The following is a 26,636-nucleotide window of genomic DNA, read 5'->3' on the forward strand; positions in this document are numbered from 1 at the left end:
CTAATGACTAATGACTAATGACTAATGACTAATGACTAATGACTAATGACTAATGACTAATGACTAATGACTAATGACTAATGACTAATGACTAGTAAATATATCCCAAAACAGCATTAAGGAAATCACCAACAACATCACGCCTGCTGATTTTTCTACAGTTTTCGGGCTGAGTCGGGTGGCTATCCAACTACCTAAAAGCACACCTAATAAGCTGGTGGTTATCAGCGCAGCCGCAGATCCGATAAATACCACCCACGGCGAATGAGATTGTGCACTCATTAACAGAGTCGATAGTTGAGTTTTATCTCCAATTTCTGCTAAAAAAATGGTTACAAAAGTTGTACCAAAAACTACTAGCGCTGATTGCTGCTTTTCAGGACTATCGACAACCACAGGCTGAACTGGCTGGGCGATCGCATCAGTTAAGTTAAAATCAGTGCTGTCTTTCAGTTCTAGCTCGATCTGAGTTTGAGATATGCCAGAAATATCCAAAGGAGCAGAGTCAAGTTTCACAGGCAGTAGTTTGGTTGTTGGGTTGCTTTCATATTTCTATCATATTCTCAGATTATTAATAAATTGCAACTCCACAGATAAATACAAAAAAATTATCGAGTGTCTTTGCGTCCTTCCATACTCTTCACAGCCCTACAGTTTTATTGAAGCGTAGTATTTCCAGACTGCGATCGCCATATACTCCCTCTATTTGCTGGCGACAGCAGTCAATAGCAAAATCGTTAACTTCTTCTGGTTCAACCCCATACATATCTTGAAACACTTCTGATTCCACACGGCAGAAGCGAGGACGATTGGGGTAGATGCGACATTCTCGCGTGGTATGGTCGAAATTAACGCACCATCCTCCTTCGCCTACCATGCTGAGGTAGAGTTCTAGTTCTGGTGGTGAGAGATACTCTTCCAAATCTGGACGCTCTGCTGGATCAAGATTACAGCAGGCTCCACATTGCTTAATACATTGCCAAGTTGCCATTTTGTATTAGGGAGTGGGGACTGGGGACTGGGGACTGGGGACTGGGGACTGGGGACTGGGGACTGGGGGAGGCAGGGCGAGAGTTCCTAACTAATACTTCGGCTTCGCTCAGTACAAGTGACCAATGACTAATGACTAATGACTAATGCCCCTATTTTACGTTTTTATGTCTTTTCTTATAATTTTGTTAAGTAAATTAAATCTAGCAGGCCATAGCCAGATATGATCGATTGCGGGTTTTATAACTAAGTTCTTGAATTTTTCAAGACAATTGGCAGGAGAAGAGGAAAAATGTTTGACGCTGTGTCTGACTTGTTTAACGCTTTTACCAGTATCAATTGGGAAGTCATTTTCCAATTGCTGTCCGTGGCGCTAATTGTGATTGCTGGCCCAGCAGTAATCTTTGTGCTGGCATTTCGCAACGGCAACCTTTAACAGTGCAGAGTGCTGAGTACTGAGTGAGAAGGAGTGTGGAGTGCTGAGTAAAAGAAAACTTTGGAATTTAAAACTCATAACTCATAACTTATAACTCATAACTCATGACTCAGCGCTCAATACCGATAATGCCTGAAGGGCAGCTTGGATAATATTGTCATACTGTGGTTGAGAAATATCAACTTCTTTGGCATTTTGACGATTAGTGCCCAGCAAACCAATTATACGTCCTGGCTGCATGGCTAAGACTTTGCCTTCAGAATTTTTAATTCTTAATTCTGCTTGAATACCGTTTTTATAGAAACCACAAGTATACTGTCGCTTGTTGTACTCAAAGGTAGTGCTTGACTGGATAGGTGGCGAAGCAAAAAATTGTTGAAGCTGAATTGGCAGTCTGACTCCTATTAACTCTAGCTCGATGGTGGTGTTACCGTTAAAGTAATTTTCTCGCAGTTTGTAAGCGACATCCACTCGCGGTGGTAAGCGGAAGTAGTCGCCCCAACGCCAGGCGATCGCTTTAATTTTGTACTCCTGATGATCAATAGTTTGAGCAATTGTCAGTTTAATGTGACCCTTACCAACGATTTTTTGCTCAACCACTTGAACATTATGTGTCCAAAAAACTGGATCGGGGTTGTCCATACCACAGGGGTGTAGAGCATTAAGCTGTTGATAAAGCTGCTGATTGATTTGATTGAGGTTGACTTCGGCATCAATTTTTAAGAGAGGCTTGAGATGTTGGGGTTCAAGACACTGGTTAGCAAACTCAATCAAACGCGATCGCAACACCTGTAAATTTTCTGCTGCTAGAGAGAATCCCCCGGCTGCTTTGTGTCCACCAAATTTCCCTAGTAAATCGTGACAATATTCCAAAGCTTCAAATACATGAAACTCTGGAATTGAGCGTGCTGAACCGCGTATATGTTGCTCATCCTCATAAGTACCGATAAACACGGGAACACCGTAGCGTTCCACCAAGCGGGAGGCAACGATACCAATAACGCCGTGATGCCAATTGGGTTGAACAACAATTAATACACGGTCTTTTTGTAGAGAGGCAACAAATTCTGTCTCTACATAAGCGATCGCTTCTTGTTCAATTTGCTGACACATTTCCTGGCGAGAGGCGTTGATTTGTTCGCACTGCATTGCTCTTTCCAGCGCCACCCCCATATCATCTGTAGTCAGCAATTCAATCACAGTCTGGGGATTACCAATCCGACCTATAGCATTAATTCGCGGCCCCAAGCGAAACCCGATATCTTCAGGCTTTAGTGATTTGGGATTTGAGGAGTTAGGAGTTAGGAGTGAGGAGTTAGGAATATTAAATTTTTTCTCCCCTGCTCCCCCTGCTCCCCCTGCTCCCCCTGCTCCCCCTGCTCCCCCTGCTCCCCTGCTCCCCTGCTCCCCCTCTCCCCTCGCCTGCACGCCGCTTACCTGAATCAACGCCTGCACCCCAGCTAAGTTGGATTTGGGTAAATGCTGTAAACCACGTTTCACCCAACGGCGATTCACGCCAGTTAAGGGGGCTAAATCTGCGATCGTTCCCAATGTAAATAGTGCTAGCATCGGCTGGATCAAGCCCTTAGTTTCCCCTAGCTGTTGTGCTAGAGACACTGCCAAAATGTAGGCAACACCAACACCAGCAACACCCCGATAAGGTGAGGATTCGGCTATTAGCTTAGGGTTGAGGATAGCGTTAGCTGGCGGTAATTTTTGGGGGATATCATGGTGATCGGTGATAATCACTGCAAGACCAAGTTCTCTAGCTCTAGCAACTGGTTCAAACGCAGATATGCCATTATCTACAGTGAGAATTAATCCCACTCCTTCGCTGTGAAATTCTTCAACTATGCGTTTATTAATACCGTAGCCTTCGTGCATCCGGCTAGGGATAGCATAATCTACTTGTGCGCCTAAAGTGCGGAGACTACGTAAAAGTAGAGCAGTGCTGGTCATCCCATCAGCATCGTAATCACCACAAATAGCAATTTTTGTTTGAGAAGCGATCGCATTTTGCAACAATTCCAAACTAATCGCCAAATCTGGGAAATCTTCCAACGGCGAAGGTAAGACTAAAGACTCTGGCTCTAAAAATGCTTGTACCTGTTCTGGTGTTTCCATACCCCGATTAATCAGCAGTTGACTGATAATGGGGGAAGTATTTGTCAAAACCGCCAGCTTTTGGGCAAATTCTGGTTTTTGTGGATAAATTTGCCAGCGCTGATCAGGTAAGCGCTTGCTAGGTTTTGATAGTTCAGATACAGCTCGGTCTAGCACAATAAAAGTTAGGAGTTATAAATTAGGAGTTTTTAATTAAAAGTTATTTCTTAACTCCTAACTCCTAACACTTATGTTAAAACACGTTGATTCTACCATCATCCATAATATATAACGAGCGATCGCCCGGAGAGCGCAAAGTCGGACGGAGTTCCAGCCGCAATGTGCCAAAGTTAGGTTTCGAGACAATTGCTTGTAATGATAAACCCTTTTCGCTCCAAAATATCAGAGATGTATTTGGCTCTGTACCCTCTATTTGTTCTAGATTTAATTTCTGTCCTGGACTCAAGGATATTGCATCAGTCCCAGAGGGTTTTTGGATTTTAATCAGATTAGGTGTGCTATTTACAACTTCAACCCGGATGTGTTGCCCAGGTGTAAACTGAATCGGGGGCGAACCACACTTAGAAGCACAAGTTCGAGCTAAAGTATTGCTGGGATTATTTATTGATGTCACTAAAACGGTAGCTGCAACTAAAGCAAATGACAAAGGCTTAAACATAATACACAGTATAAGTACTAAACTGAAATATTACTTTGATTTAGTACTATTAAGCCTCAGCATATTTTCCAGAATTAACGTAAATTCGACAGCTTATATAGTAATCAAAAAAACCTCTCCTTGGTTTTACTACGCAAAACCGTCCCTCTCCGACTCGGAGAGGGACAGACTTGAACTTTAGTTCAAGACAGGGAGAGGTTTGTCAAACTCACATCAGAATTAGAACTACAACGCATTCCCTACCGTCATTACGAATTTAACCGAAACGTCCACTGATATAATCCTCAGCTTCTTTGGTTTGAGGAGAACTGAACATTTGCGCCGTAGGATTAAACTCAACTAATTTTCCGCGACGTTTACCATGCTCGTCAATTTCTGTATTGAAGAAAGCCGTGAAGTCTGCGACTCTAGAAGCTTGCTGCATATTGTGTGTCACCATAATAATGGTGTATTGTTGCTTGAGTTCTAAGCAGAGTTCTTCTACTTGGCGGCTAGAAATTGGGTCTAAAGCAGAACATGGTTCATCCATTAATAATACATCTGGCTTCATAGCGATCGCACGAGCAATGCAAAGTCGTTGCTGTTGTCCGCCAGATAATGCAGTCCCCTTCTCTTTAAGTTTATCCTTCACTTCATCCCAGATAGCAGCGCGTCTAAGGGAATCTTCTACCAATTCATCAATGTTACCTTTATAACCGTTAGCACGCGGCCCAAAGGAAATATTTTCGTATATTGACTTGGGGAAAGGATTCGGTCTTTGAAAAACCATTCCGATTTGGCGGCGCAATTTGACCGAATTTATCTTAGGATCGTAAATGTTGCGATCGCGGTAATTAAGTCTCCCTTCTACCTTAGCTCCAGGAATTAAATCATTCATCCGGTTGAAGCAACGCAATAAAGTACTTTTACCACATCCTGAAGGCCCAATAAAAGCAATAATTTGTTTTTCAGGAATCTTTAGATAAACATCTAAAAGTGCCAAAAATCCCCCATAGTAGACCTTCAAACCTTCAACATTGAATACACCCTTGTCTTGGTCTATTGTGGCACTATCTGATTGACTTCTACTATTGCTATAAGTCATTTGGCTGTTCTCCTAATATCCGTGAATGTATCTAATTAGATATTTAATTACCTAACTTATTGAGAAGCGTTGTCGAATATAAATTGCTACACCATTTAAGACTAAAATCAAGATTAACAACGCAATAATTGTCGCTGCTGCTGCACTAGCAAAACCCGGTTCAGGACGAGTTATATAACTGTAAATTTGAATGGGTAATGCCATAAATCTCTGAAACAAACCAGGGTTAAAGGTGAGAAAACCCACAGCACCTACAACAATCAGAGAGGCTGCATCACCAATAGCGCGGGATACAGAGATAATTACCCCCGTCAAAATACCAGGAACAGCATAAGGTAACACGTGACTGCTGATAGTTCGCCATTTTGTGACACCTAATCCGTAAGAAGCATTTCTTAGGGAATCTGGGACAGCGCGAATTGCTTCTCTAGCTGTCACAATAATTACTGGTAAAGACAACAAAGATAAAGTCAATGCACCAGAAATTAAAGCGGGGCCAAACCCAAGCAAATAATTGAAAACCCCTAAACCCAGCAATCCATAGACAATAGAAGGCACACCTGCCAGATTACTGATATTAATCTCAATAATCGCTGTCCACCAAGCTTTAGGTGCATATTCTTCTAGATATAAAGCTGCTCCAACACCAATTGGGACAGTTACTAAAATCACAACAGATCCTAAAAGCATACTGCTGATAATCGCAGGACGAATACCACCTTGGTCAGGAAAACGAGAAGGAGTTTCTGTAAGAAAGCCGGGTGATAAAAATCTGCCTAATCCGTCTTTCAAAATATCAAAAAGTAGTAACGCTAGGATAAATAAACCAATCAGCAATCCTAACAAAAAAAGTACTTCAAATACTTTGCCTAATTTATCCCTACTCTCAACATTATCGGTAAATTCTGCCGCAGATTCTAAAGAATCATCTTGTTGATAACTTGTAGCCATATCTATTTAGTCGTATTTTTCTTTAAAGCGATTAGCAATCCAGTAACTAACAATATTCAAAGCAAGCGTAAGTAGAAACAGAACAGCGCCTACAGCATATAATGTCCTGAAATTAAGACTACCACGTGGACTATCTCCACCAGAAATTTGTGCCATGTAAGCTGTCATTGTTTCTATTGATTCCGCAAAATTAATAGTTAGTCTTGGTTGTTGTCCGGCGGCGATGAGGACAGTCATTGTTTCACCTACAGCGCGAGAAATACCCAAAATAATTGAGGCTATAATTCCAGAAAGCGCGGCTGGTAGAACTACTTTAAAAATGGTTTCCAGTTTAGTGATACCTAAAGCATAAGCTCCTTCTCGCAAAGAACGGGGAACTGCTCGGATAGCATCTAAGCTGATAGAACCAACAGTAGGAGTAATCATTACCCCCATCATTAACCCCGCACTCAAAGCGTTGAATATTTCCAGAGGGATAAAATTTCGCAGCAATGGTGTAAGGAACAACAGTGCAAAGTAACCATATACTACCGTTGGTATTCCTGCCAAAAGCTCCACCGCTGGACGCAAAATTGCCGCAACTTTAGGTTCAGCATATTCACTCAAATAAATAGCAGAAGATAAACCCAAAGGAATAGCAACTGCCATTGCAATAGCTGTAGTTAATAAAGTGCCATTAATCAATGGCCAAACACCAAAATGTTTATCGGCAAATAAAGGTGTCCATTTAGTATCAAGAAAGAATTTGGCAAAAGAGACTTCTTGGAAAAAGCTGAATGTCTCCTGAAAAATAATTACGACAATACCAAAGGTAGTCAAAACCGAGACTAAAGCACAAGCAAATAAAATCGCCGCAACAATTTTTTCTGAAATATCTTCAGATGCATTTTTTTCTAATGACTCTCTGGGTTGTAGATAAGGATCGTCTTGATAATTGGTACTTTGCATAAACAGTAAATTTTTGACTACAATCAGACTACAATGACTGAGACTTTATTTAAATAAAGTTTGTGATTGGTTCACCTGGTTTTGCTTTTTTAAACTTTGTCCCAGTTTCACCAGTAGCAAATTTTTGTTTGACTTTGAGATAAGCTTCATCCGGTAGTGCCACATAACCAACACTATCTACCCACTTCCAAGAATTTTCTAGATAAAAATCTACAAATTCTTTGACTGCTGACTTATTGTCTAAGGATTTTTTACTAACATAGATGAACAGAGGACGAGATAAAGGTGTATATATGTTTTTAATTACATTATCCACTGGCACTGGTTTTTCACACTTTCCTGCAAGACTTTCTACAGCAACTAGATTCAGTTTTTGTTGATTTTGAATATAGTAAGATATCCCTACATAACCCAAGGCTGTTACATCACCTGACACTCCTTGTACGAGAAGGTTTTGATTTTGAGTGGCAGTGTAATCTGTACGGCCATTCTTGGCTTTACCAGTCACAGCTTGAGTCATATAATCAAATGTTCCCGTATCAGAAGATGGAGCATACAGCTTCAGTTTTTGGTTAGGAAACTTGGGATTAACTTGATTCCATCTCAATACTTTACCATCTGATTTGCCACCCCAAATCTTACCCAGTTCCTTGATAGTTAAACATTTGGCAAAGTTATTTTGGCGGTTAGCAATCACAGCGATGCCATCTAAAGCTATAGGCAACTCGACAAATTCAATATTCTTACTTTTACATTTTTTGATTTCTTCATCTCTAATAGTACGAGAAGCACCAGCTATATCAATATCGCCATTACAAAATTTACTGATACCGCCACCAGTACCACTTGAGGCAACGCTTACTTTAGCTTCAGGTTTGACTTTACCGTATTCTTCTGCGACTGCTAAAGAAATAGGAAAACCTACAGCTGCACCATCAATACTCACCTGACTTTTCTTTTCTTCGTTGCTGCTACAAGCAGTGATACTGCTGGCAATAATCATTAAAAATATCAGGAAAAATTTATCCTTAAATCTGCTACGTAAGCTCATAAATTATCAATTGAGTAAAGTGATTTAAAATTCCTTATGCTTGGCTATCTGTTAGTAGATAATGCTGCACGAAAAGTATAGCTATCATGCTTTGCTAGCAGCCTTAATTTTGTCAAAAATAGCCCCATCTCCAAAAAACTTTTTCTGGATAATATCCCAGCCACCTAAATCTTGAGATGTGAATAAAGTTTTAATTGGCTGATATTGTGATGCTACTTCTTGAGTGACAGTGGGGTTAACAGGACGATATTGTAATTTAGCAAATTCTCGTTGAGCTTCTGTCGAGTAAAGAAAATCAACAAATGCTTGTGCAACTTCCCTTGTACCGTGTTTATCAACGTTTTTATCAACTACGGCTACAGGATTATCAATGGAAATATTGACTTGGGGTACAACATAAGGTAGTTTAATCCCATTTTTTCCTGCTAAAATTACTTCATTCTCGTAGTTGATTAAGACATCACCCTGATTTTGTTGGAAAAATAAATTGCTAGCTTCACGAGCATCTTTCGTCAGAATAAGAGTGTTTTTATAAACTTTGGTGACGTAATCTAGCGCTGTTGCTTCGTCACCTCCGGTTAGACTCACGGAACCCCAAAAAGCCAAGAATTCCCAGATAGCAATACCAGAAGTTTTTGGGTTAGCGGCAATCACTTTCACGCCATCTTTTGCTAAGTCTGCCCAAGTATTGATACCTTTGGGATTGCCTTCGCGGGTGACGATCGCAGCAACCGATTTACTAACAATACCATTTCTCGGAGCTTTGGTTTCCCAACCTGATTTAATCAAACCTGCAAGAGCAATTTTGCTGACATCCAGAGGAAGTGCCAAATGTACTATATCTGCTTCTTGCGAACCAGCAATGACAGCACCCGCTTGAGCGCCAGAACCCCCATAACTTTGCTCAAATGTGACGTTTTGGTTATGTTCTTGCTTCCACTTTTGGACAAATTTGGGAATTATCTGGTCATGAGCCGCTTTGGTAACAGAGAAAGAAACGAGTTTTAGCTTAACATCATTTTTGCTAGCTGAACTGCTTCCAGAGCAGGAGGCAACTGCTATACTCAAAAAAGTACTTATTAAAAACAGACTCACAAAGCTTTGCAAAGTGTGTCCATTCAACCAACTTTTAATTGTCTGTTTATACGAGAGTTGTATAGTCTGCAAAGCTTTCATGGCATAAGCCTGCATTGCCTCAGTGAGGAATTTACTTAATTGTGTCAGTTTTTGCGACTTGCTCATCAGAATACACCCCTAAATCTACGGTATTTCTAGACGGATACCGTAATTAAAAGAATTATAGGATATATAGAACATTAGTTCTCATCTGGCTTCAATTTTTTTTATTAAGTCGGGAGTTTCTCATCAAAGTAGCAAAGATAGGGTATAAGCTTTGCACTCTGCCAAACTCTAAAAAGCTGATTTATTTACGGACTACATACATTATTTATGTATAAAATGCTAGTAATAATTTTTTGCTAAGAATTGGGAAAAAGCAAAATTTTTCCTCCTTTTGTCTGTAAAAGACCAAGACCACTGCAACTTCACAGACCCAGAATCTCGGATTTTGATAAATAGCTGAGAGCAGGGATTTAACTAACATTAGTTCAGTTGGTGACTTAGGCAATTCTGAAAAATCGATATAATTCGTAAGACAGCTATAAGTATCTTCACTAGTTATTGCGTTGTCTACTCTATCCGTATTGCCACAACCAGCTTAGGATAGACTAAAAGCACTTTTTGCGAAAAATGGTAGAAAAAATCACAGCTGTGTTTAATGGTAAAGTGTTCTATCCGGCTGAACCGATCGCACTGCCAATCAATACCCGCGTGCGAATCAGTATTGAAATTTTACCGCCAGGTGAACATGAAACGGTATCATTTCTGCAAACGGCGCGATCGCTCAACTTAGATGGGCCACCTGACTGGTCTACCAATATAGATAAATATTTGTACAGTAAGTAAACTTTCCATGCATTCTGAAGTCTTTCTTGATACATCATTTGCCATTGCCTTATCTGCACCGAGCGATCGCTTGCATGACCGAGCCTTACATCTGGCTAAAATGTTACAAGTAGCAGAAACACGTTTGGTGACAACACAGGCGGTGATGTTGGAAATTGGCAATGCTTTATCCCAACGACCTTATCGTCAAGCGGCAATCATATTATTAAATTCTCTAGTAGCAGACTCCAAAGTAGAAATTGTTCCTCTCTCCCAGGAACTCTACGAACGTGCTTTCGAGTTATATCGGGAACGAACAGAGAAAGAATGGGGATTTGGGGATTGCGTATCTTTTATTGTGATGCAATATAGCGGAATCACTGAAGCACTAACTGCTGATGAGCATTTTCAACAAGCAGGCTTTCGAGCATTACTGCGAGAAAATTTACCTTAGAGATTGGGGATTAAAGACTGGGATTAAGTATTGAGAAAATGAATATTTTGGAGGTGGAAAGAAGTCGGGAATCAGAAAAATCTGCAACTCTTAGTTTGCGATCGCGACTTTATGACTATTGGATAATGACTAAAAAACTTAGATAACTGACATGGTATGTAATTCATCAAAATTTAGCTTTTCTAATAGGGATTGATTTATCAGGGATACCTTATATTCATTCAGAAAAATCTCTACTGGTAGTTTGGAAGTTCTATTGTTATTTCGTAGAGCAAGAATTACTATCGCCACAAATTGCTGGAAACCAATAGACATAGGAGTGAAATTAAATATGCGTTATCCAGAACCTTTGTATAAATGTAGCAGTGCTATGCCTCTACATTCTTTCTCACTTTTATGTCTATTGAAAAAATTAATGGGAGGTGTTTAAAATATACCTCCCATTCCGTACCTCAGTGATACAAGAGCGCTAATTATGATTAAAAAACCACAAAGTTGTTTATGGAGAGTGTCACACCAGCAGTAACTAAAGCAAATTTTACCTGAGTAAACTCAGACGCACTGCCATCTTGATCAAAGAACAATGCACCTGTAATATTGTTATAGATAAATCGTTGATTGCTTGTCGTTGCAGATGTTCCGAGTGTAAACTGACTTTTCTGAAGTGAACCTATTGATAACCCGCCACCAAAACCAGCAGCCGATACCTGAATCAATTCATTAGTGGCGTTGAAGTCATAAAGTCTATCAATACCTCCATTGTAATCATTGAAAGCAAAGGTATCAGTACCAGTTCCTCCATAAAGGCTATCATTACCAGAACCACCTCTGAGGTAATCATTGCCATTACCACCAATGAGGGTGTTCTTACCATATCCCTGAGAGGCTGTGAGAGTATCATTACCATCGCCTCCAGAAAGGAGGTTATCGCCTGATGAAGAATTGCCAACAATCAAGCGATCGTTGCCATTACCACCTATGAGGGTGTTCTTACCAGATGCCAGAGAGACTGTGAAAGTATCATTACCATCGCCTCCAGAGAGGAGATTATCGCCTGATGAATAGTCAACAATCAAGCGATCGTCACCTGCTCCCCCATCTATCGTATCATTGCCATAAGCATTGACCCCACCGAGTGTATCATTGCCATTGCTGCCAACAATATTGTCATTGTAGGCTGTACCTGAGATATTTAATCGTTCGATATTCTTGTAGCTAACCCGACTTGTGCCTGCCGTAATTGCTCCAATGTTAGTAGTGGCATTGAAACTGGTTGTAATACCCCCAGTAGCATTGCTGTAATTGACGAACAACACATCGTCACCTGTACCGCCATCGATGGTATCTTTGCCACTCGTGCCCGTGGAGAGCGTATCATTGCCATTGTTGCCAACAATATTGTCATTGTAGGCTGTACCTAAGATATTTAATCCTTCGATATTCTTGTAGCTAACCTGACTTGTGCCTGCCGTAATTGCTCCAATGTTAGTAGTGGCATTGAAAGTGGTTGTGATACCCCCAGTAGCATTGCTATAATCGACGGACAACACATCGTCACCCTTACCCCCATCGATGGTATCTTTGCCACTCGTGCCCGTGGAAAGCGTATCGTTCCCACTGTTGCCAACAATATTGTCATTGTAGGCTGTACCTGAGATATTTAATCGTTCGATATTCTTGTAACTAACCCCATACTTGCCCGCCTTAATCGATCCAATGGTAATAGGATTAATTGTGGTTATGATCCCCCCTGTAGCTAACGTGTAATCCATAGACAACAAATCGTCACCCTTACCCCCATCTACCGTTTGAGTCACTAAATAAGAGGGGGCAGTATCTGGAAATGTGGGGCTTAGAGAGAAGGAATCATTGCCATCGCCCCCAGAGAGGAAGTTACTGCCTGTTGAATGTTCAGCCCCCAATGTATCGTCACCAGCACCACCGTTGAGGGTGTTATTGCCTGAGGAGGAGAAATAAAGGCTGCCACCGCTGTACTCGAAAAGATAGGCAGAGATGGAGAGAGAATCATTGCCATCGTCCCCAGAGAGGAAGTTATTGCCTGTTGAATACTCAGCTCTCAAGGTATCGTTACCAGCGCCACCGTTGAGGGTGTTATTGCCTGAAGAGCTAAAATTAGGATCCCCTCTATAAGTAGAAACACCAGAAGTGGAGAGAGAATCATTGCCATCGCCTCCAGAGAGTAAATTATTGCCGCTTTTTGGAGACTGAGCATTTAAGGTATCGTCACCAGCGCCACCATTGAGGGTGTTATTGCTTGAGGAGGGGTAAGAGATGTATCCGCTGACAACGTTAGAGGTGTTAAGATAATCATTGCCATCGCCCCCAGAGAGGAAGTTATTGCCTGATGAAGCCCCAGCATCCAAGGTATCGTCACCAGCATCACCGTTGAGGATGTTATTGGCTGTTGAAAATTCAACATTCAAGTAATCGTTATTCACTAGAAATCATTAAACAAGGATCGAAAGATTCAGCTTGAATGCCTAAAACCCATCCTTAATGTTTGGTTTTTGCCAGCGTCTAAGTCCTACTAGAAGAGAAAATGGTTAACAGTTGACTGTTGACGGTAAAGAGATTTTTATACCCTCCTTGTAGGCTATTCTGTGTGGGTGTCTAGCTTGAAAATAGATAATATCTGAATAATCTCGCAATAACTACACAGTAAATATATTACTTAGATATCCATGCGGAAATAGTCATCTTTGCATACTCTTCACATTAGACAAATGACAAACTAAAAAATGAGGATAAATGATGGATGCTTTGGTCAATCAACATCAGGAACTTTGCACTGTACTTGAGTCTCATACTCTTAAATACTGATTAGACAGCCAGGGACTCCCCAGTCCCCACTCCCTAATCCTTATTATCTCGTTACAATCGGCATGTGCATTAGGCATTCAAGAGTTATCAGCCATGAAATTGATTTCCGATCCACCGATTCCTGTAAAAATTCAAAAGATGAAGGAACGCGTGCGGTGGATGCATCCAAGTTTTGTGCAACGGGGAATTGACCAAACCAGCATGGTTATTGACGATCGCAGGCAGGATAGTCCAGAATTTTCCTTTTTGGTTATCGGTGATTCCGGTACCAAATCCCATTCTCGACACCACCCCCAACGAAAAGTTGCTGAACTAATGCTTTCTCACCGCGATGATTGCAGTTTTGTGTTGCACACAGGCGATGTAATCTATGTGGTGGGTTCCCAAGAGTATTATTCAACAAACTTTATTGAGCCTTACCGGGAATTTCTTGTCGGTGGCGACAACCCGAAAAGCATTCCCTATGACCGCATGGTATTTAATCTGCCATTCTTGCCAGTACTCGGTAATCATGATTACTACGATGTGCCGTTGATGTACCGTTTATTTACTGGAACAACATCGTCACTACGTCGCCTGTTCCGCTACAAAGATATCGAGATTGGCTGGCATGGATCATATCAAGGTAATGCCTATGCACGAGCATTTATGGACTACACTCAGGCGATGTCTTCCCCAGAATTAGAACGTCATTTAGATCAACACTATACTGCTAAGACTGACACAGGGCGCTGTTTGCGTTATCAACCTGGACAGTTTACCCGTTTACCCAATCGCTATTACACTTTTCGTTACGGCGGTATTGACTTTTTCGCACTGGATTCTAACACATTTAATACACCATCACCCTTACCTGCAACTCAAGAGGGGGAAATTTACCGCCGCCAATTGCAAAAGCGTCGCCAGGAAATAGATCAAGAAGAATTGCAGATTTTGGAAATATACGATCGCCTCAACCCAGATAAACCCACCCAAGCAGAACAACTCGATGACCTTAGCGCCAAACTAGACCAAATAAACGAGGTAAAAATCGACATTGAAAAACAATTGGCATCTGAGAAAATGCCTGCGATCGACTTTGAACAACTTGAATGGTTGCGAAGCAGACTAATCGAATCTTGGAACACCTCCGAGGTGCGCGGACGTGTAATCTTTTTCCACCATCCACCGTATGTCACAGAAGCTACTAAATGGAATCAGGCACAAACCTTGGCAGTTCGCCACCGTCTGCGCTGGGTGTTTGAACAAGTGGCACAAACTCTTGGTTCTCTAATTAAAGAACGTCCCATAGTGGATTTAATTTTAAATGGTCACGCTCACTGTTTGGAGCATCTTTGCACAACTGATACCGGATTTGCTGACTCCCACATTAACTGCATTATCTCTGGTGGTAGTGGTCATCGCCCCCGCTATCAACGGCGAAGGGGGACTGAATTGATGGAGACTTTTACTGAAATTGCAGGTAAACCCATTCGGAAAGTTGCTGATTCAATGCTTTTTGTGGGTCGTCACGACTACCCTTTCCAGAACCGCCTGCCTTACTCATGCGTGCGAATTGATGTTCTGGATGGTAGTCCACCCAAGTTTATCATCAGACCGCTGATTACTGAACGTATTGAAGATGAGTGGTATAACTGCGAACTTGAACCATTTGTGATTTAAACGGCAATACAGTTCCGTTAAGCATTTCTTCCTTCTCTTCCTTTGCGTTCTTCTCTACCAGACCAGAGGCGAATGCATTACAAACCCAACAATCTTTGCCTGACCTCTATGATGGTAATCCAAAGCGAAAAACTGTAGACGCAACGCGGCTTGTTGTTAGACATCGCCCATCTGCCGAGCAAATGCTTCAGGCTTTTTGTAATCTAACTCTCTATTTCCTCCCTGATACCATCTTCGTTACGCCTATTAACGAGCTTCAAAAACAGATTCTTTCATTCATGAAAATGTCTGAATCTCTTTATGTGCTAGATTCCAAGCTGTGCAAGACATAATTACCTCTGGCCCTTGCAAAATCAGCAAACGCACAGTAAGTGACGTACCCTTCACAAAATTTTTATAGTAAGTTCTTATTTTTACAGATAAATGTATTACTATACATTTTTTATACTAATTTATCTCAGAATAATTACTTAAGTAGAAATAATTAAAAATAAAAATACAGTATATTCTCTAACTGCCAATCAAGCTAGAGCGCTACTACGATGTAATGAAATATATATCACTCACTATATGGAGTAGTGAATTATGAGCTAAATGACCTTCAAAAAACCTTTGATAATCAACCAACCAGAAGTTGGCAAGCTCATTCGGGAAATACGTATATTTAATCAGTTAACACAAGAACAATTTGCAACAGCGATGGGGGTAGTATATCCAACAGTGAACCGCTGGGAAAATGGACACGCCAAACCATCGCCAATGGCAATGAAGCAAATTGAGTTAATACTGCAAGAGATGGGTGAGCAGGGGCAGGATTTGTTGGCGAAGTATTTACCGAATTGATTTGGTGAAACTAGATGGGGTGCGCGGGATATTTACATGGTACAAGCCAAACGCAAAGCCAATACTGGCAACACTATCGGGCTACTAATTCCTACCCTCTTACAGGGTGAGGTTGAAGGATGGCGAAATATGGGTTGGGCTGGTGTCACTCAGACTAGGTTAGAACTTTTAAGCTATCTGTTTGAAGAGGACAAAGACGGGCCACAGTTTCATCGATGCCAGCAGCAGTCCATTGAAACTCTCAGCGATGGCCCGTTCATAATGGTGACGAACTGGCAGCAGTTCCGGTTTGCCAAGGATAACCCGTCACTGTGGGAAGAACTTATGGGGGAACGTGAGGAAATTCCGAAAGCAGAAATTATTGCAGACTTACTAACTGAATATCCTGATATCTGCGTTCTTAATGATCAGGCTCACCACGTCCATGCTACCAAAAAACCTAATTTGGAAATAGGAAAAAGAGATTTTTCTTTGCATACATCATGAAAAAGCGATAAATCATAGCTTTTTGAGATAAATAATTCGGCGTTGCGAGTTGATTACTTATTCACACACCATAGGATGCTGTTATGACCAATACTCTCCTCGTTCCAATTCATCTTGATGCGCTCTATCTCCCCAACGATACGTCAGTACTAGAGAAGATGACCGACTATAGTAAGCTTCCTTACCGCGATCGAGTAGGCAACGTAACAAATCGTGAATATGCTTATCTCAGCGAAACTGTATTATCTCCGCCGTTTGAAAATCTCAACTTGACGCTGAAAGCAGGCATTCACCTCCACTGGGCAATGCCTGATGCTCTAACTAACGGGATTGCAAAAGCCGATGGCATTACATTTCCTCTCCTTCCTAACCGCTGGTTGATTGTCCGGCGTGGTGGCAATAAACCAGAAAAACAATGGGTTGTCGAAAGTGATTACCTTTATGCCGAGGGCGAGACACCACAGGACGCGATTAATATTCTTTGTCACCCTGGTACTGGCGAGTACCAGCCTTTTCGCTTTCTGGGACGCAAGTCGGAGTTAGCTCAATGGCCTTCAGGCTCTGCAAATGCCCGATATGTTGAAGCATTGACAGCCATTGGACCCTTTGCCAAAGTCGATAATTTAGATAACGAAAAAGCCGCCTTTGCTGGTTTTTATCCCAACTGTCGCAGTGTCTTCGGATTTCACGATGATGAGTTTAAAGGTGCAACCCCGCCAGGTGGCTTGCAATACGATCTCATTGGCTGGTACAGCAACAGCGAAAAAGATTGCCTTGCCCAATTTGTAAGAGAACATTCAGCGAACAGCGCTCAAACCCTGTTGGAAGCTCTACAAGAAAAAATGGGTTGGACAGCGGAGTTAGGGAGCCAAAACTTCCCCGATCGCATTCTGTGTTACTCGCAATTGACATTTAGACCAGGTGGTTCTCTGAGCGATCCAGCAGCGACTCTTCCCAATCCGACGATCGCAGTCGGCAACACGCAAGAGGAAGCGATCGCCGCTTATTTAGCCCGTCAGCTTGATGCTGGCACAGAAAACCGCAAAATTATTGAAGAACAGTTAGAAGCGCTGCAAATGAGCGATCGCCTAGAACAGCAAAAGCTGGATTTCGGGCCGAAGTTTCGAGAAACGCTGCACGAAAACGGCTTTGCCGGACAGACCAAGGAAATGCTTTGGCGGGTAGTGCCAGAAGGTAACTCAACGGTTCCTGCCAGTGCTGCCCAAGGAGAGGCTCAGGTGCAAGTGACGTTACCAACCAGCATCGGAGACCAGATTAATACAACTAACGGTTTACAGCACCAATACGACCAAAAATTAGCGAAAATTGGCTCGATTCGAGAACAAGTCTATGCTGACTGGTACAAGTATATGCTCGCCACTTATACCCATAACGTGGTTGATAAGACAATACTAAAGAATAAACCCAAGCCGGTTAAAAATAAAAGCGATAGTGATTTAATCAAAGCTTTCATTGAATTGCCAGCAAAAAAGCAGCCAGGTAAAAAATCAGTCAACCAATATGGACTGCCAGCCTTAAACGAGGAGATCAAAGCTGCTGGAGTCTTGAGCTTAACAAAAGACGAGCGAGATGAAATTGTCAGCGCCTCAGCCCCCAATTCTGAAAGCACCTCCATCGCTGCCCAACTTGTTCAGTCGATTAATAATCTAATCGCTAATATCAATCGCTTCAATAAAGAATCCCGCTTTATTGCTCCTAAAGGTAGCCAACTAACTGTAGAAGGCAGTTGTACCTTAGCTGCGGATTCAGTGACGGGTAATTGTTTGAAATTCAAAGACACTGAGAATTATTTCAAAGTGTCTGGGTTGAACAATGTCCATGCAATCTCAATGTGGGTAAAAATTCCAGATGCGGGGCGAGGTTATCTCTTAGATGCTGAGAATCATCTAGCAAATAGTGGGTTTGCTGCCAGTGAAATTGGCAGCAATTGGGCAAAGATGTATGTGAACGGGCAAGCAACCGATTGCAGTTGGGCGAACCTTCCTAAGAATCAGTGGGTTTGCCTTTATTTGGAGGCAAAGACTTCCTTGAACGGTGTGATCCACTTGATGTCTAACTTCAACCGCACTGAACGCACTGAAAACCTAACGGGCAGTATTGCTAGCGTTTACTTTCACCAGCAGCCTCTATCACCCGACGAAATTAAGCAGAGCTACGGCGAAAAAATTGGCTTGCTCAGACCATCTTACATCCTCAAAATAGTTCCTGGCCCGCGCTACTGGCAGCCCAGCGATCCAGTAATTTTAATGACAGGCGATGCGGTGACAGCCACCCACCGACATGGTGAAGACGGTAGCTTGCGTGAAGATGGTTTGCTGGAATGTGAGTTGTTAACTCAGACAATTAACTGGCAGGAATTCCCAAACAATATCCTAGCAATTCTTAAGAAAAAACTAGACGATATTGCCAAACAGCCAGGGGAAAAAATTGGCTTCCACGACTGGAAAAATCAGCCTTGGAATCCCTTCCTGCTGGAATGGACAGTGCAATTTTTCCCGCTACGGCACAACAGCCAAAACAGTCACAGCAACAACTACGACACTAATATTCTCAAAGATAATTACGAACTGCAAGTAAATGCAGTTGAACTCTCGCTTAAAAGCACAGCTGGGACAAATTATTTCGGCGGCACAGCTAATCTTTACAGTGGTGCAAGTTTCCTTTCTCCCTCTGCTGGCACGCTGCTGAAAGAGAATCTCATTGATTACTTGAAGAAGTATCTGCTGCCAGACTATTACAAAGCGCAGAAAATCCCTCAAGAACAGCAAACAGAAGACTTCCTCAGCCAGAATTTTAAAGCAGTAAAAGACTGGTACAAACCGGAGAATCCGTCAGCTAATAATCCGGTTTACACGGCGCGGCGGGCTTACGAGCAACTCCAATCTCTCAACTGCCTCGCGCAGAGCATCGGTGGCTTTAACGACGCGCTACTCACTTACAATCGCACTATGCAGTTGGGAGTTGACGATACGCGGGCTGGACAATCAGAATCTCGGTTTCTGGAAGGGGTGCGAGGGGGTGTTAACGATGGTGCCCGTGTCGTGCCTGGTAGCATTCTGCGATCGCCCTATTTGTATAACGAATTCAATCCCATCCGTGCGGGAGCAATGAAAATTAGCGGGTTGCGGATCGTCGATACTTTTGGGCGCGTCAAAGTCGTAGTTGATATTAACAATCCCCAAAATACTGAGATTGTCACCAGTCAACCCCTGACACCGCCGCCAAACTGCACGTATCCAATTTACTTGCCGCCACGCTTGGCACAACCTGCCCGGTTGAATTTGCGCTGGCTATCTGCTAGTCAAGGACAGCAGGAAATGAATGACCACCCGACAACAACGCCAATTTGTGGCTGGATTTTGCCTAACAATTTAGATAACAGCTTGACGATTTATGACAATCAGGGCACTTCCTTGGGCATTCTTGACCGCACAGCAACTTGGCGAGCAATTCCTGGCAGCAACCAACTGATTGAGATATCCGATATTGCCAACCAATACCTGCGCCAACTCGTACAATATCTGGTCAGCCAAGCAGACAATGAAGGCTTTTTTACCGATTTCCTTACCACTGTCAATAAAGCCTTAGAAACAATTGACCCAGAGGGCTTCGCGCAAAATCAGGCCATATCTTTGCTGGTAGCGCGTCCTCTGGCTTTAGTGCGATCGCAAGTCAATTTAGAACTGCAAGGACTGCCTGCCATTAGCCAGAATGATACTGCGTTCTCTGCTGATATTTTTGTCAACGATGACCGAACTACCGATGCTTTCCCAAAGGTCGAATTTCCCATCCGCATTGGCGAGTACCAGCAGTTTAATGACAGTTTAGTGGGCTATTGGGTGGAAACAGCCGAGGGTACTTACAAAGACAACAATTTTTATGCTCCTCAGAGTTGCTATGTTCCCCATCGGCAGATTAAAACCCTGTTTGATAATGCGGGCGATCGCACCCCCGATACGCCGGTGAACCTGGAGCAAACCTTAGAGGCAAACACAGCCCAAACCCTAGTGATGTTAGTAGATCCGCGAGGTCAAGTAAACGCCAGTTGCGGCGTACTCCCTGCCAAGAGGATTTCCATTCCGCCGGAACAGTACGTTCCTGCTTTACAAGCGATTGAAGTCACCTTCCTGTCAGCCCCTCTTCTCAGTGACATCAACCAGATTAACCTCTCGCTTCCCGAAGTGCCTGGTTATGTTTGGTCTTGGTTAGGGAAAGAGGGAAATAATTGGTCAACGGCGACGCTTAATCAATTTAATTCCCAAGCCACGTTATCCAGCCCACAAAAAATTTATGAAGGCTGGTTGAAGTTAACTCGAAATAAATCAACTCCATGAATGAAACTCAGGAAATTAAAATTACCTTAACTTTAGGGGAAGTAAACCAAATTTTAGATGCTTTGGGCAACATTCCTTACCGTCAAGTCTTTCAACTGATTGGCAAAATACAGATGCAGGCAGAAGCCCAATTACAGCCGTCCGCAAATTCTAATTCACTTCCACAAGAAACCCAAATCGTCAGCGAGTAATTGATTTTTAACAAGGAGAAAAAACCATGATTGAAAGAGTTGTAAAATCAGCGACAGCGAAGGCTCTTGATCCCGACGAATTTATCTCAAGCCAGCCCTTAAATTTCCAGCTTTATTACGCCAACAAGGATGGCAGGTCAGAAATCATTAATACCGTCTATTTGGAAGATGGCAATCCCAAATTAGATCTATATTTGGAAGTGTTTAACGAGTCTGATGAGGAGATCCGCTTTCAGACATCTGCTGGTAAATTATCGACTGTTGAAGCCGGAGGAAATAGCTCTGCTAGTGCGAACAAATGCCACTTCTCTCTCCGCTGGGAAAAAGACCTTCAGATCGAACCGAGCGAAATTTCAGTAGAACCTGCTGAATGGCAAGTAAATTACGATGAAGATTCCCACTTTTTCACTCTTTATTTTCTCCACAAATCCGGCTTTGTGTTGAAACCTCAAAACTCTGATTCTGATAATAAATCAGATAGAGTTTTGCTAACTCTGAAAAACTTCACAGCTAATAATCGCGCCGTCAAAAGTACCAATGTAGAACTGCTGTATGGTTCTGGTCTACTCTTGAATGGTGGGGAGCACTTTACAGAGACTCTCAGCATTAAGAACACCATTTCGGTCACGAATCATCCCGACAATAAAAATATTCCGCTACAATTCCGTTTCATCGGCCCCAATACCATTCTCAATGATGGAACCACCCCAAATAGCCTGAACTTGCAGATAATTAATCGCCCCCCGTCCAATAATAATCGACCTAATCTGTTATTGGACAAAACAAATTCAAAGTTTATTGTCAGCTTTGAGACTGGCGATAGCGCAGAAGCTCTGACCACATCAACTATAGCCAATAAGGTCATCATTACCTCGGCAGATACAAACAACTGGAAGGTTGACCCGACGCAAAATGCAGCGGAGTGGACGGTTAAGCTAAACGAAAGTTCAAAAAAAGACAAATTAACTTCAAAAGAAGCGATCGAGCTAAATATTAGCAATCTGGTGACAGGTAATGCTTCTGGCGTAGCATATTTGTACATCACCTACCAAAATATTGGGGGCTATCCAGATGGACAGTTGGTTGTACCGATTGAAAAAACGCCGTTTTTATATCGCGGCGCGCAGGTAGGCATCGGGACGACAACGCCAGCAAAACAACTGCATGTTGTCGGCGATTTAGTTTTAGGGAAGAATGATGCCAACAAAAAATTCATTTTTCACTCCCGCACAGGTAATACTGAAAATAATGATTTTCTGCAAATTACTTCTGATAAATCAGATGGACAGTGGGAGTGGGAGCAAGGAATCACCCTAAAGAGAAATGGCTATGTCGGTATCGGCACGAATTCTCCCTCAGCGAAGCTGCATGTGAGTGGTGGGGATGCGATCGTCATTGGCAAGGTCGGTATCGGCACGACTACTCCGGCAGCTAAACTTCATGTTAATGGGAATATCCGTCTATCTGGACAGATTGAGGGTGGATCGGATAAAAAACTTTCTATCTATTCCAACACCAACTCAACCGACAGTCGCGCCTGGATCGAGATGTGGGATAACAGCGCCAGCGACCGAACAGGGGAATTGACGCTGACGGGAAACTGTATCGACTTTCGTTATGGATCGACAACATCCGCTATGGGAACGACAGGTATGAGACTGACCTCTGATGGCAAAGTCGGCATCGGTATAACTACTCCCAGCGATAAAGTGCACATAAAAGACGGAAATTTGCGTATTGATACTGGCTCGATAAAAAGCTGGGGAACAATCGCTTTTCATGCTAATACGGACCAATCTGCTAACGAAGATTTAATTAAGGTTCTGAAAAGCAACGGAACTGATGTTGCCATGCTTGTCGCTCATCAAGGCAACGTTGGCATCGGCACAACTAATCCATCAGCAAAGCTGCATGTGGATGGTGGGGATGCGATCATCAGCGGCAAACTCGCTATTCGTACAACTAACCCGACGATAGATCTGGCAATTGGTGATTATGACACGGGGCTAAAGCAGCAAGGAGATGGCAAGTTAGCTATCTGTACAGATGGTCATGAACGGGTGCGAATTGAAAAAAATGGCAACGTTGGCATTGGCACAACAGACCCTAAACAGAAACTTCATGTTGAAGGACGTATTCGTCTAAGTGATGTGCCGGTGTGGAATGGTGGCGGGGGGTGTGATGTAACATGGGTAGCAAATAATTATGATGGAGCTCACGAGAATGAACACAGGTGGAATTGCATCGCTCGGGAAGGCTCTTCTGAAAGATACAAACAAAATATTGCTCCATTGGAAGATGATTTCCAAAAACTCTTGAGCTTACAACCCAAGCAATATCAAATGAAGGAAGGTTATGGAGATCCGAATACATGGGACTTCGGGTATCTGGCTGAGGATCTCGACAAAATTGGTCTGAAGTCTCTGGTCATTTATAACCAATCAGGCCAACCGGATGGCATCCAATACAAGAAGATGTGCATCTACTTGAATGAAGTTGTAAAGAGTCAACAAAGTTCTATGGAGCGACTTGAGGAAAAAGTTAATGAGTTAAATGAGAAACTCATATCCTCCCTATAGGATGACTCAGTTCCCCTCAATCAAAATTTGAGGAGCGATCGCCAGCTACTCATTTAAGACGGGACAGTAGGTTGAGTAAAGTACAAACCAATCGAATCAACCTACTGATTCTATAGCATTACTTAAAATTCATAACGGAGCGCCCAACCAAAACCTATGCCCCCCACAAAACCCCAATTAGAACAAGAGCTAGAGAAAGCACCCGACAAAACTCAAGAATCGCCCGGTGAGATAAAAATTGAAGTAGGCGATACCGAAATCACTTTCAACTACCAAACGAAAGCCGATGGAACCGACAAGGATGTTATCGCCTACACAGTAGAAAATGAAATCAACGTAGAACTAGGAAGCCTGATCGAAACACTCTCTACAGAAATCGCCAATTTGCTGCCGGAGGGACTGCGAACTCAGCCCATCAGCTTCAATAATCTGATGGTGATTTACAGTAAATATAAAGGGACAGCAAAATGGCTGTTTGGGCTAGATTTAGCGCTCGGCGACGGACTGAGATTGGACAGCCTCCCCTTGGTGGGCAAGGGACTACCCGATGCGATCGCTAATATAACGATAGAGCCATCCCTGCGAATTGTCGCCGCTTCCAAACCTTTTACCCTCAAAGAAATTCGCAAATTCAACGAAAATCTCCCTGACGCGATCGACAAACTCCCCGATCCTGGTGAGGGACAAGGCAAGGATGCAGATATCTCCGTCCGCAAAGGCTTTAGCTTGTCAGGCACCTTGGGATTACCCGATGCTCCCAACATTTTGCCCGTAAGTTCAGAAGAAGGAGGGGAAAGCACCCCAGAAGATTCTGCTAGCGATAGCGAAGCCACTGCTAGCAACCTGGGCATTTGGTTCAGTATTGAAAAAACCTTCGGCCCGTTTTTCCTCAAACAGATTGGCTTCCAGTACGCAGAAACAGACAACAAAGGAGAACTGGCAGTCTTGTTTGATGCCGCGCTCAAGGTATCTGACTTTACCCTCGCTTGCGACGATCTAACCCTGACACTTCCGTTGGATGGCACACTCACACCCGGCTTCAGCCTACCGGGAGTTGGGATAGAATACAAGAGCAAAAACCTCGAAGTAGCTGGCGCACTGCTGCGTACCGAAAAAGTAAAAGACGGCATTGCTTATGAAGAATATATCGGGACTGCCATCATCAAATTTAAGCTATCGAGCAAGGGTGGCAAGGCGGGTAAAGGTTTCGGTGTCAGCGCCATTGGTTCCTATACCTATTACAAAGACGAACCCGCGCTTTTCTTGTACGTCGTCCTCGAATTTCCTTTGGTAGTTCCGCCTTGCTTCTTAATCACCGGATTCTCCCTCGGTTTCGGCTACAACCGCTACCTGAAAGTTCCCTCGATCGAGAAACTAACCGAATTCCCTCTCGTTGCTCAAGCAATGGGCGGTGTCAGCAATAGCGAGACTTCTGAAACCGGCGAACTGATTACCGAGCAACTGAGCAAACTGGATCAATACATTACCCTATCTCCGGGGTCGGGTTTTGTGGCGATCGGTCTCAAGTTTACCTGCTTCAAGATGGTAGACTGCTTTGCCTTGCTGACGATCGCTTTCGGGGAAGGTTTCGAGATGAACCTCCTGGGGATTGCCAGCATGAAAATTCCCACCCCAGCAGAAGACTCGAAAAATCTTAGCTGCATCGCCGAAGTGACGATGCTCCTCAGAGCCAGATTTTCCCTGGATGAGGGAGTGATATCCATTGAAGCTCAACTTGCTTCAGATTCCTACATCCTATCCAAAGCTTGCCGCTTAACCGGCGGCTTTGCGATGTACTTCTGGTTTGATGGACCCCACGCAGGCGACTTTGTAATTACCTTGGGCGGCTACCATCCCGCCTTCAAAAAACCCGACCACTATCCCACAGTTCCTCGCCTTGGCTTTAACTGGCAGGTGGGCAGTGTTCTATCCCTAAAAGGCGAAATGTATTTTGCCCTGTGCGCCCATGCGATCATGGCAGGCGGCAAGTTAGAAGCCAGTTTCCAACTTGGTTCCCTTTGGGCAAACTTTATTGCCGAAGCCCACTTCCTGATCTCTTGGAAGCCCTACTACTACGATATCCTGATTCAAGTGCGGATCAGTGCCGGTTTGGGATGGCTCGGCCCTGTTTGTCTGGGAGTTAAACTGCACCTTTGGGGACCCGAATTTGGCGGTACAGCCACCTTTTGGATTTTGTTCATTAAAGTTACGATTGAATTCGGCGATCAATCTTCCCGCTTACCGACTCCCATCGACTGGACAACTTTCAAAGCATCTTTCTTACCAGACGATGCAGCAGTTTGTACCATTACCGTTACCCAAGGACTGGTTAGACAACTCGAACAAGCAAATGGTGCTCCTTTATTTATCGTTAACGCCAAGGAATTCGAGCTAGTCACCAATTCTGTGATTCCCACCAAGCAAGCATCTTACTATGCTGATGCCTTAACAAAAGAAACAGCAAATACCCATTTTGGCGCTCGCTCAATGGGAATTAAGGATGACGACTTAGAGACAACTCACAATATTAAAATTACCCGCAATGGCGTAGAGGTAAATAAAACCGAGTTTAGTTTTGAGCCAGCCACTCAACAAATCCCTACAGGACTGTGGGGCGATGCCCGCGTCACAACGAGTCGTTCAACGGAGAGACTTCTACCACCAGAAGCAAACGAGCAACAATTTTTAGACAATACCCTTTCAGGTTTCCGCATCCTTCCCGGCAACCCGCCGAAACCTGGCAATACCCAAAGCATTAATGTCACTAAGTTGCAATACGATATAGAACCACAAGGGAATCCCTACGCTTGGAAAAATATTCCCGCTTTCCAGGCAAACTCAGCCTCGGATGAGAGCCGTACAGCTACTATGAAGAACAGCATTGCCAGTACCAGTAATACTCGACGCAACCAACTCTTACAATCTCTTGGTTTCACTCCTAGCCAAGATGTTCAACTAACTAATTCCGTAGCTGACGCTTTTGTAATTGCCCCGCAAGTTAAGTCATAGAGCTTATGGCTCTCGACTACTGACTCTTAA

General features: G+C 43.1%; 21 protein-coding genes and 1 pseudogene. 11 read left to right on the plus strand and 11 right to left on the minus strand.

Annotation, left to right across the window (positions count from 1 at the left end):
• Positions 1-84: 84 nt before the first annotated feature.
• A complete protein-coding gene (locus V7K85_RS01410; protein ID WP_334810883.1) occupies positions 85-516 on the minus strand; it encodes a TMEM165/GDT1 family protein in 432 nt (143 codons plus the stop codon).
• A gap of 124 nt (positions 517-640) precedes the next feature.
• Entirely contained in the window at positions 641-991 is a 351-nt protein-coding gene (locus tag V7K85_RS01415; protein ID WP_334810884.1) for a YkgJ family cysteine cluster protein, read from the minus strand.
• A 291-nt stretch (positions 992-1,282) separates the two neighbouring features.
• On the opposite strand from V7K85_RS01415, the gene psb30 reads away from it, so the two are divergent.
• Positions 1,283-1,426 carry a photosystem II reaction center protein Ycf12/Psb30 gene (psb30, locus tag V7K85_RS01420; RefSeq protein WP_069068686.1) on the plus strand — a complete coding sequence of 48 codons (144 nt, stop codon included), beginning with the start codon at positions 1,283-1,285 and terminating at the stop codon, positions 1,424-1,426.
• A gap of 102 nt (positions 1,427-1,528) precedes the next feature.
• On the opposite strand, the gene V7K85_RS01425 is transcribed toward psb30, so the two are convergent.
• From V7K85_RS01425 to V7K85_RS01455, 7 genes are all read right to left on the minus strand, one after another.
• The gene (locus V7K85_RS01425) at positions 1,529-3,706 is read right to left on the minus strand and encodes a single-stranded-DNA-specific exonuclease RecJ (RefSeq protein WP_334810885.1); all 2,178 of its coding nucleotides are present in this window, start codon (positions 3,704-3,706) and stop codon (positions 1,529-1,531) included.
• Between the two features lie 76 nt (positions 3,707-3,782).
• The gene (locus tag V7K85_RS01430; RefSeq protein WP_334810886.1) at positions 3,783-4,208 is read right to left on the minus strand and encodes a hypothetical protein; all 426 of its coding nucleotides are present in this window, start codon (positions 4,206-4,208) and stop codon (positions 3,783-3,785) included.
• Positions 4,209-4,464: 256 nt separating this feature from the next.
• Complete coding sequence (pstB, locus tag V7K85_RS01435) at positions 4,465-5,292, minus strand: phosphate ABC transporter ATP-binding protein PstB (RefSeq protein WP_334810887.1); 828 nt, start codon at positions 5,290-5,292, stop codon at positions 4,465-4,467.
• Between the two features lie 51 nt (positions 5,293-5,343).
• Positions 5,344-6,243 carry a phosphate ABC transporter permease PstA gene (gene pstA / locus V7K85_RS01440; protein WP_334810888.1) on the minus strand — a complete coding sequence of 300 codons (900 nt, stop codon included), beginning with the start codon at positions 6,241-6,243 and terminating at the stop codon, positions 5,344-5,346.
• A 6-nt stretch (positions 6,244-6,249) separates the two neighbouring features.
• Positions 6,250-7,191: a phosphate ABC transporter permease subunit PstC gene (gene pstC / locus V7K85_RS01445; protein ID WP_334810889.1), complete on the minus strand. Its 942-nt coding sequence runs from the start codon at positions 7,189-7,191 to the stop codon at positions 6,250-6,252.
• Positions 7,192-7,240: 49 nt separating this feature from the next.
• Complete coding sequence (locus V7K85_RS01450) at positions 7,241-8,242, minus strand: PstS family phosphate ABC transporter substrate-binding protein (RefSeq protein WP_334810890.1); 1,002 nt, start codon at positions 8,240-8,242, stop codon at positions 7,241-7,243.
• Positions 8,243-8,326: 84 nt separating this feature from the next.
• A complete protein-coding gene (locus tag V7K85_RS01455; RefSeq protein ID WP_334810891.1) occupies positions 8,327-9,484 on the minus strand; it encodes a sulfate ABC transporter substrate-binding protein in 1,158 nt (385 codons plus the stop codon).
• Between the two features lie 507 nt (positions 9,485-9,991).
• Between V7K85_RS01455 and V7K85_RS01460 the strand changes: the two genes are divergently transcribed.
• Together V7K85_RS01460 and V7K85_RS01465 are read left to right on the plus strand one after the other, a co-directional pair.
• Positions 9,992-10,207: a hypothetical protein gene (locus tag V7K85_RS01460; RefSeq protein ID WP_298920326.1), complete on the plus strand. Its 216-nt coding sequence runs from the start codon at positions 9,992-9,994 to the stop codon at positions 10,205-10,207.
• Positions 10,208-10,214: 7 nt separating this feature from the next.
• Complete coding sequence (locus V7K85_RS01465) at positions 10,215-10,640, plus strand: type II toxin-antitoxin system VapC family toxin (RefSeq protein ID WP_334810892.1); 426 nt, start codon at positions 10,215-10,217, stop codon at positions 10,638-10,640.
• Between the two features lie 138 nt (positions 10,641-10,778).
• Here the strand turns inward: V7K85_RS01465 and V7K85_RS01470 are convergent, their stop codons facing one another.
• Complete coding sequence (locus V7K85_RS01470; RefSeq protein ID WP_334810893.1) at positions 10,779-10,955, minus strand: hypothetical protein; 177 nt, start codon at positions 10,953-10,955, stop codon at positions 10,779-10,781.
• Between the two features lie 164 nt (positions 10,956-11,119).
• Positions 11,120-13,099, minus strand: a complete 1,980-nt coding sequence (locus V7K85_RS01475) for a beta strand repeat-containing protein (RefSeq protein ID WP_334810894.1) — start codon at positions 13,097-13,099, stop codon at positions 11,120-11,122.
• A gap of 475 nt (positions 13,100-13,574) precedes the next feature.
• On the opposite strand from V7K85_RS01475, the gene V7K85_RS01480 reads away from it, so the two are divergent.
• The 8 genes and pseudogenes from V7K85_RS01480 to V7K85_RS01510 all read left to right on the plus strand — a co-directional run bounded on the left by V7K85_RS01480 (position 13,575) and on the right by V7K85_RS01510 (position 26,606).
• Positions 13,575-15,143 (plus strand): metallophosphoesterase family protein, encoded by a 1,569-nt coding sequence (locus V7K85_RS01480; RefSeq protein WP_334810895.1) that lies wholly within the window; start codon positions 13,575-13,577, stop codon positions 15,141-15,143.
• A 77-nt stretch (positions 15,144-15,220) separates the two neighbouring features.
• Positions 15,221-15,475, plus strand: a pseudogene (locus V7K85_RS36340) (hypothetical protein); the annotation flags it as partial.
• Positions 15,476-15,737: 262 nt separating this feature from the next.
• Positions 15,738-15,986: a helix-turn-helix domain-containing protein gene (locus V7K85_RS01485; protein ID WP_334810896.1), complete on the plus strand. Its 249-nt coding sequence runs from the start codon at positions 15,738-15,740 to the stop codon at positions 15,984-15,986.
• A 36-nt stretch (positions 15,987-16,022) separates the two neighbouring features.
• Entirely contained in the window at positions 16,023-16,472 is a 450-nt protein-coding gene (locus V7K85_RS01490) for a hypothetical protein (protein WP_334810897.1), read from the plus strand.
• An 83-nt stretch (positions 16,473-16,555) separates the two neighbouring features.
• Positions 16,556-20,827 (plus strand): hypothetical protein, encoded by a 4,272-nt coding sequence (locus V7K85_RS01495; protein ID WP_334810898.1) that lies wholly within the window; start codon positions 16,556-16,558, stop codon positions 20,825-20,827.
• Complete coding sequence (locus tag V7K85_RS01500; RefSeq protein ID WP_334810899.1) at positions 20,824-21,018, plus strand: hypothetical protein; 195 nt, start codon at positions 20,824-20,826, stop codon at positions 21,016-21,018. The genes V7K85_RS01495 and V7K85_RS01500 overlap by 4 nt, the downstream gene beginning before the upstream one ends.
• A 26-nt stretch (positions 21,019-21,044) precedes the next feature.
• On the plus strand, positions 21,045-23,597 hold the full coding sequence (locus V7K85_RS01505; protein ID WP_334810900.1) for a tail fiber domain-containing protein: 2,553 nt from the start codon (positions 21,045-21,047) through the stop codon (positions 23,595-23,597).
• A 156-nt stretch (positions 23,598-23,753) separates the two neighbouring features.
• Positions 23,754-26,606, plus strand: coding sequence for a DUF6603 domain-containing protein (locus V7K85_RS01510; RefSeq protein WP_334810901.1), 2,853 nt, complete (start codon positions 23,754-23,756; stop codon positions 26,604-26,606).
• Positions 26,607-26,636: the final 30 nt, after the last annotated feature.

Origin of the sequence: Nostoc sp., from assembly GCF_036917615.1 — a bacterium.
Lineage (GTDB): Bacteria > Cyanobacteriota > Cyanobacteriia > Cyanobacteriales > Nostocaceae > Nostoc.

What these genes read in the sequence shown, in the direction of transcription:
- V7K85_RS01415 (WP_334810884.1), bottom strand. Translation starts at nt 991, where the DNA reads ATGGCAACTTGGCAATGTATTAAGCAATGTGGAGCCTGCTGTAATCTT.
- psb30 (WP_069068686.1), top strand. Translation starts at nt 1,283, where the DNA reads ATGTTTGACGCTGTGTCTGACTTGTTTAACGCTTTTACCAGTATCAAT.
- V7K85_RS01430 (WP_334810886.1), bottom strand. Translation starts at nt 4,208, where the DNA reads ATGTTTAAGCCTTTGTCATTTGCTTTAGTTGCAGCTACCGTTTTAGTG.
- pstB (WP_334810887.1), bottom strand. Translation starts at nt 5,292, where the DNA reads ATGACTTATAGCAATAGTAGAAGTCAATCAGATAGTGCCACAATAGAC.
- pstA (WP_334810888.1), bottom strand. Translation starts at nt 6,243, where the DNA reads ATGGCTACAAGTTATCAACAAGATGATTCTTTAGAATCTGCGGCAGAA.
- pstC (WP_334810889.1), bottom strand. Translation starts at nt 7,191, where the DNA reads ATGCAAAGTACCAATTATCAAGACGATCCTTATCTACAACCCAGAGAG.
- V7K85_RS01450 (WP_334810890.1), bottom strand. Translation starts at nt 8,242, where the DNA reads ATGAGCTTACGTAGCAGATTTAAGGATAAATTTTTCCTGATATTTTTA.
- V7K85_RS01455 (WP_334810891.1), bottom strand. Translation starts at nt 9,484, where the DNA reads ATGAGCAAGTCGCAAAAACTGACACAATTAAGTAAATTCCTCACTGAG.
- V7K85_RS01460 (WP_298920326.1), top strand. Translation starts at nt 9,992, where the DNA reads ATGGTAGAAAAAATCACAGCTGTGTTTAATGGTAAAGTGTTCTATCCG.
- V7K85_RS01465 (WP_334810892.1), top strand. Translation starts at nt 10,215, where the DNA reads ATGCATTCTGAAGTCTTTCTTGATACATCATTTGCCATTGCCTTATCT.
- V7K85_RS01470 (WP_334810893.1), bottom strand. Translation starts at nt 10,955, where the DNA reads ATGTCTATTGGTTTCCAGCAATTTGTGGCGATAGTAATTCTTGCTCTA.
- V7K85_RS01480 (WP_334810895.1), top strand. Translation starts at nt 13,575, where the DNA reads ATGAAATTGATTTCCGATCCACCGATTCCTGTAAAAATTCAAAAGATG.
- V7K85_RS01485 (WP_334810896.1), top strand. Translation starts at nt 15,738, where the DNA reads ATGACCTTCAAAAAACCTTTGATAATCAACCAACCAGAAGTTGGCAAG.
- V7K85_RS01490 (WP_334810897.1), top strand. Translation starts at nt 16,023, where the DNA reads ATGGTACAAGCCAAACGCAAAGCCAATACTGGCAACACTATCGGGCTA.
- V7K85_RS01495 (WP_334810898.1), top strand. Translation starts at nt 16,556, where the DNA reads ATGACCAATACTCTCCTCGTTCCAATTCATCTTGATGCGCTCTATCTC.
- V7K85_RS01500 (WP_334810899.1), top strand. Translation starts at nt 20,824, where the DNA reads ATGAATGAAACTCAGGAAATTAAAATTACCTTAACTTTAGGGGAAGTA.
- V7K85_RS01505 (WP_334810900.1), top strand. Translation starts at nt 21,045, where the DNA reads ATGATTGAAAGAGTTGTAAAATCAGCGACAGCGAAGGCTCTTGATCCC.
- V7K85_RS01510 (WP_334810901.1), top strand. Translation starts at nt 23,754, where the DNA reads ATGCCCCCCACAAAACCCCAATTAGAACAAGAGCTAGAGAAAGCACCC.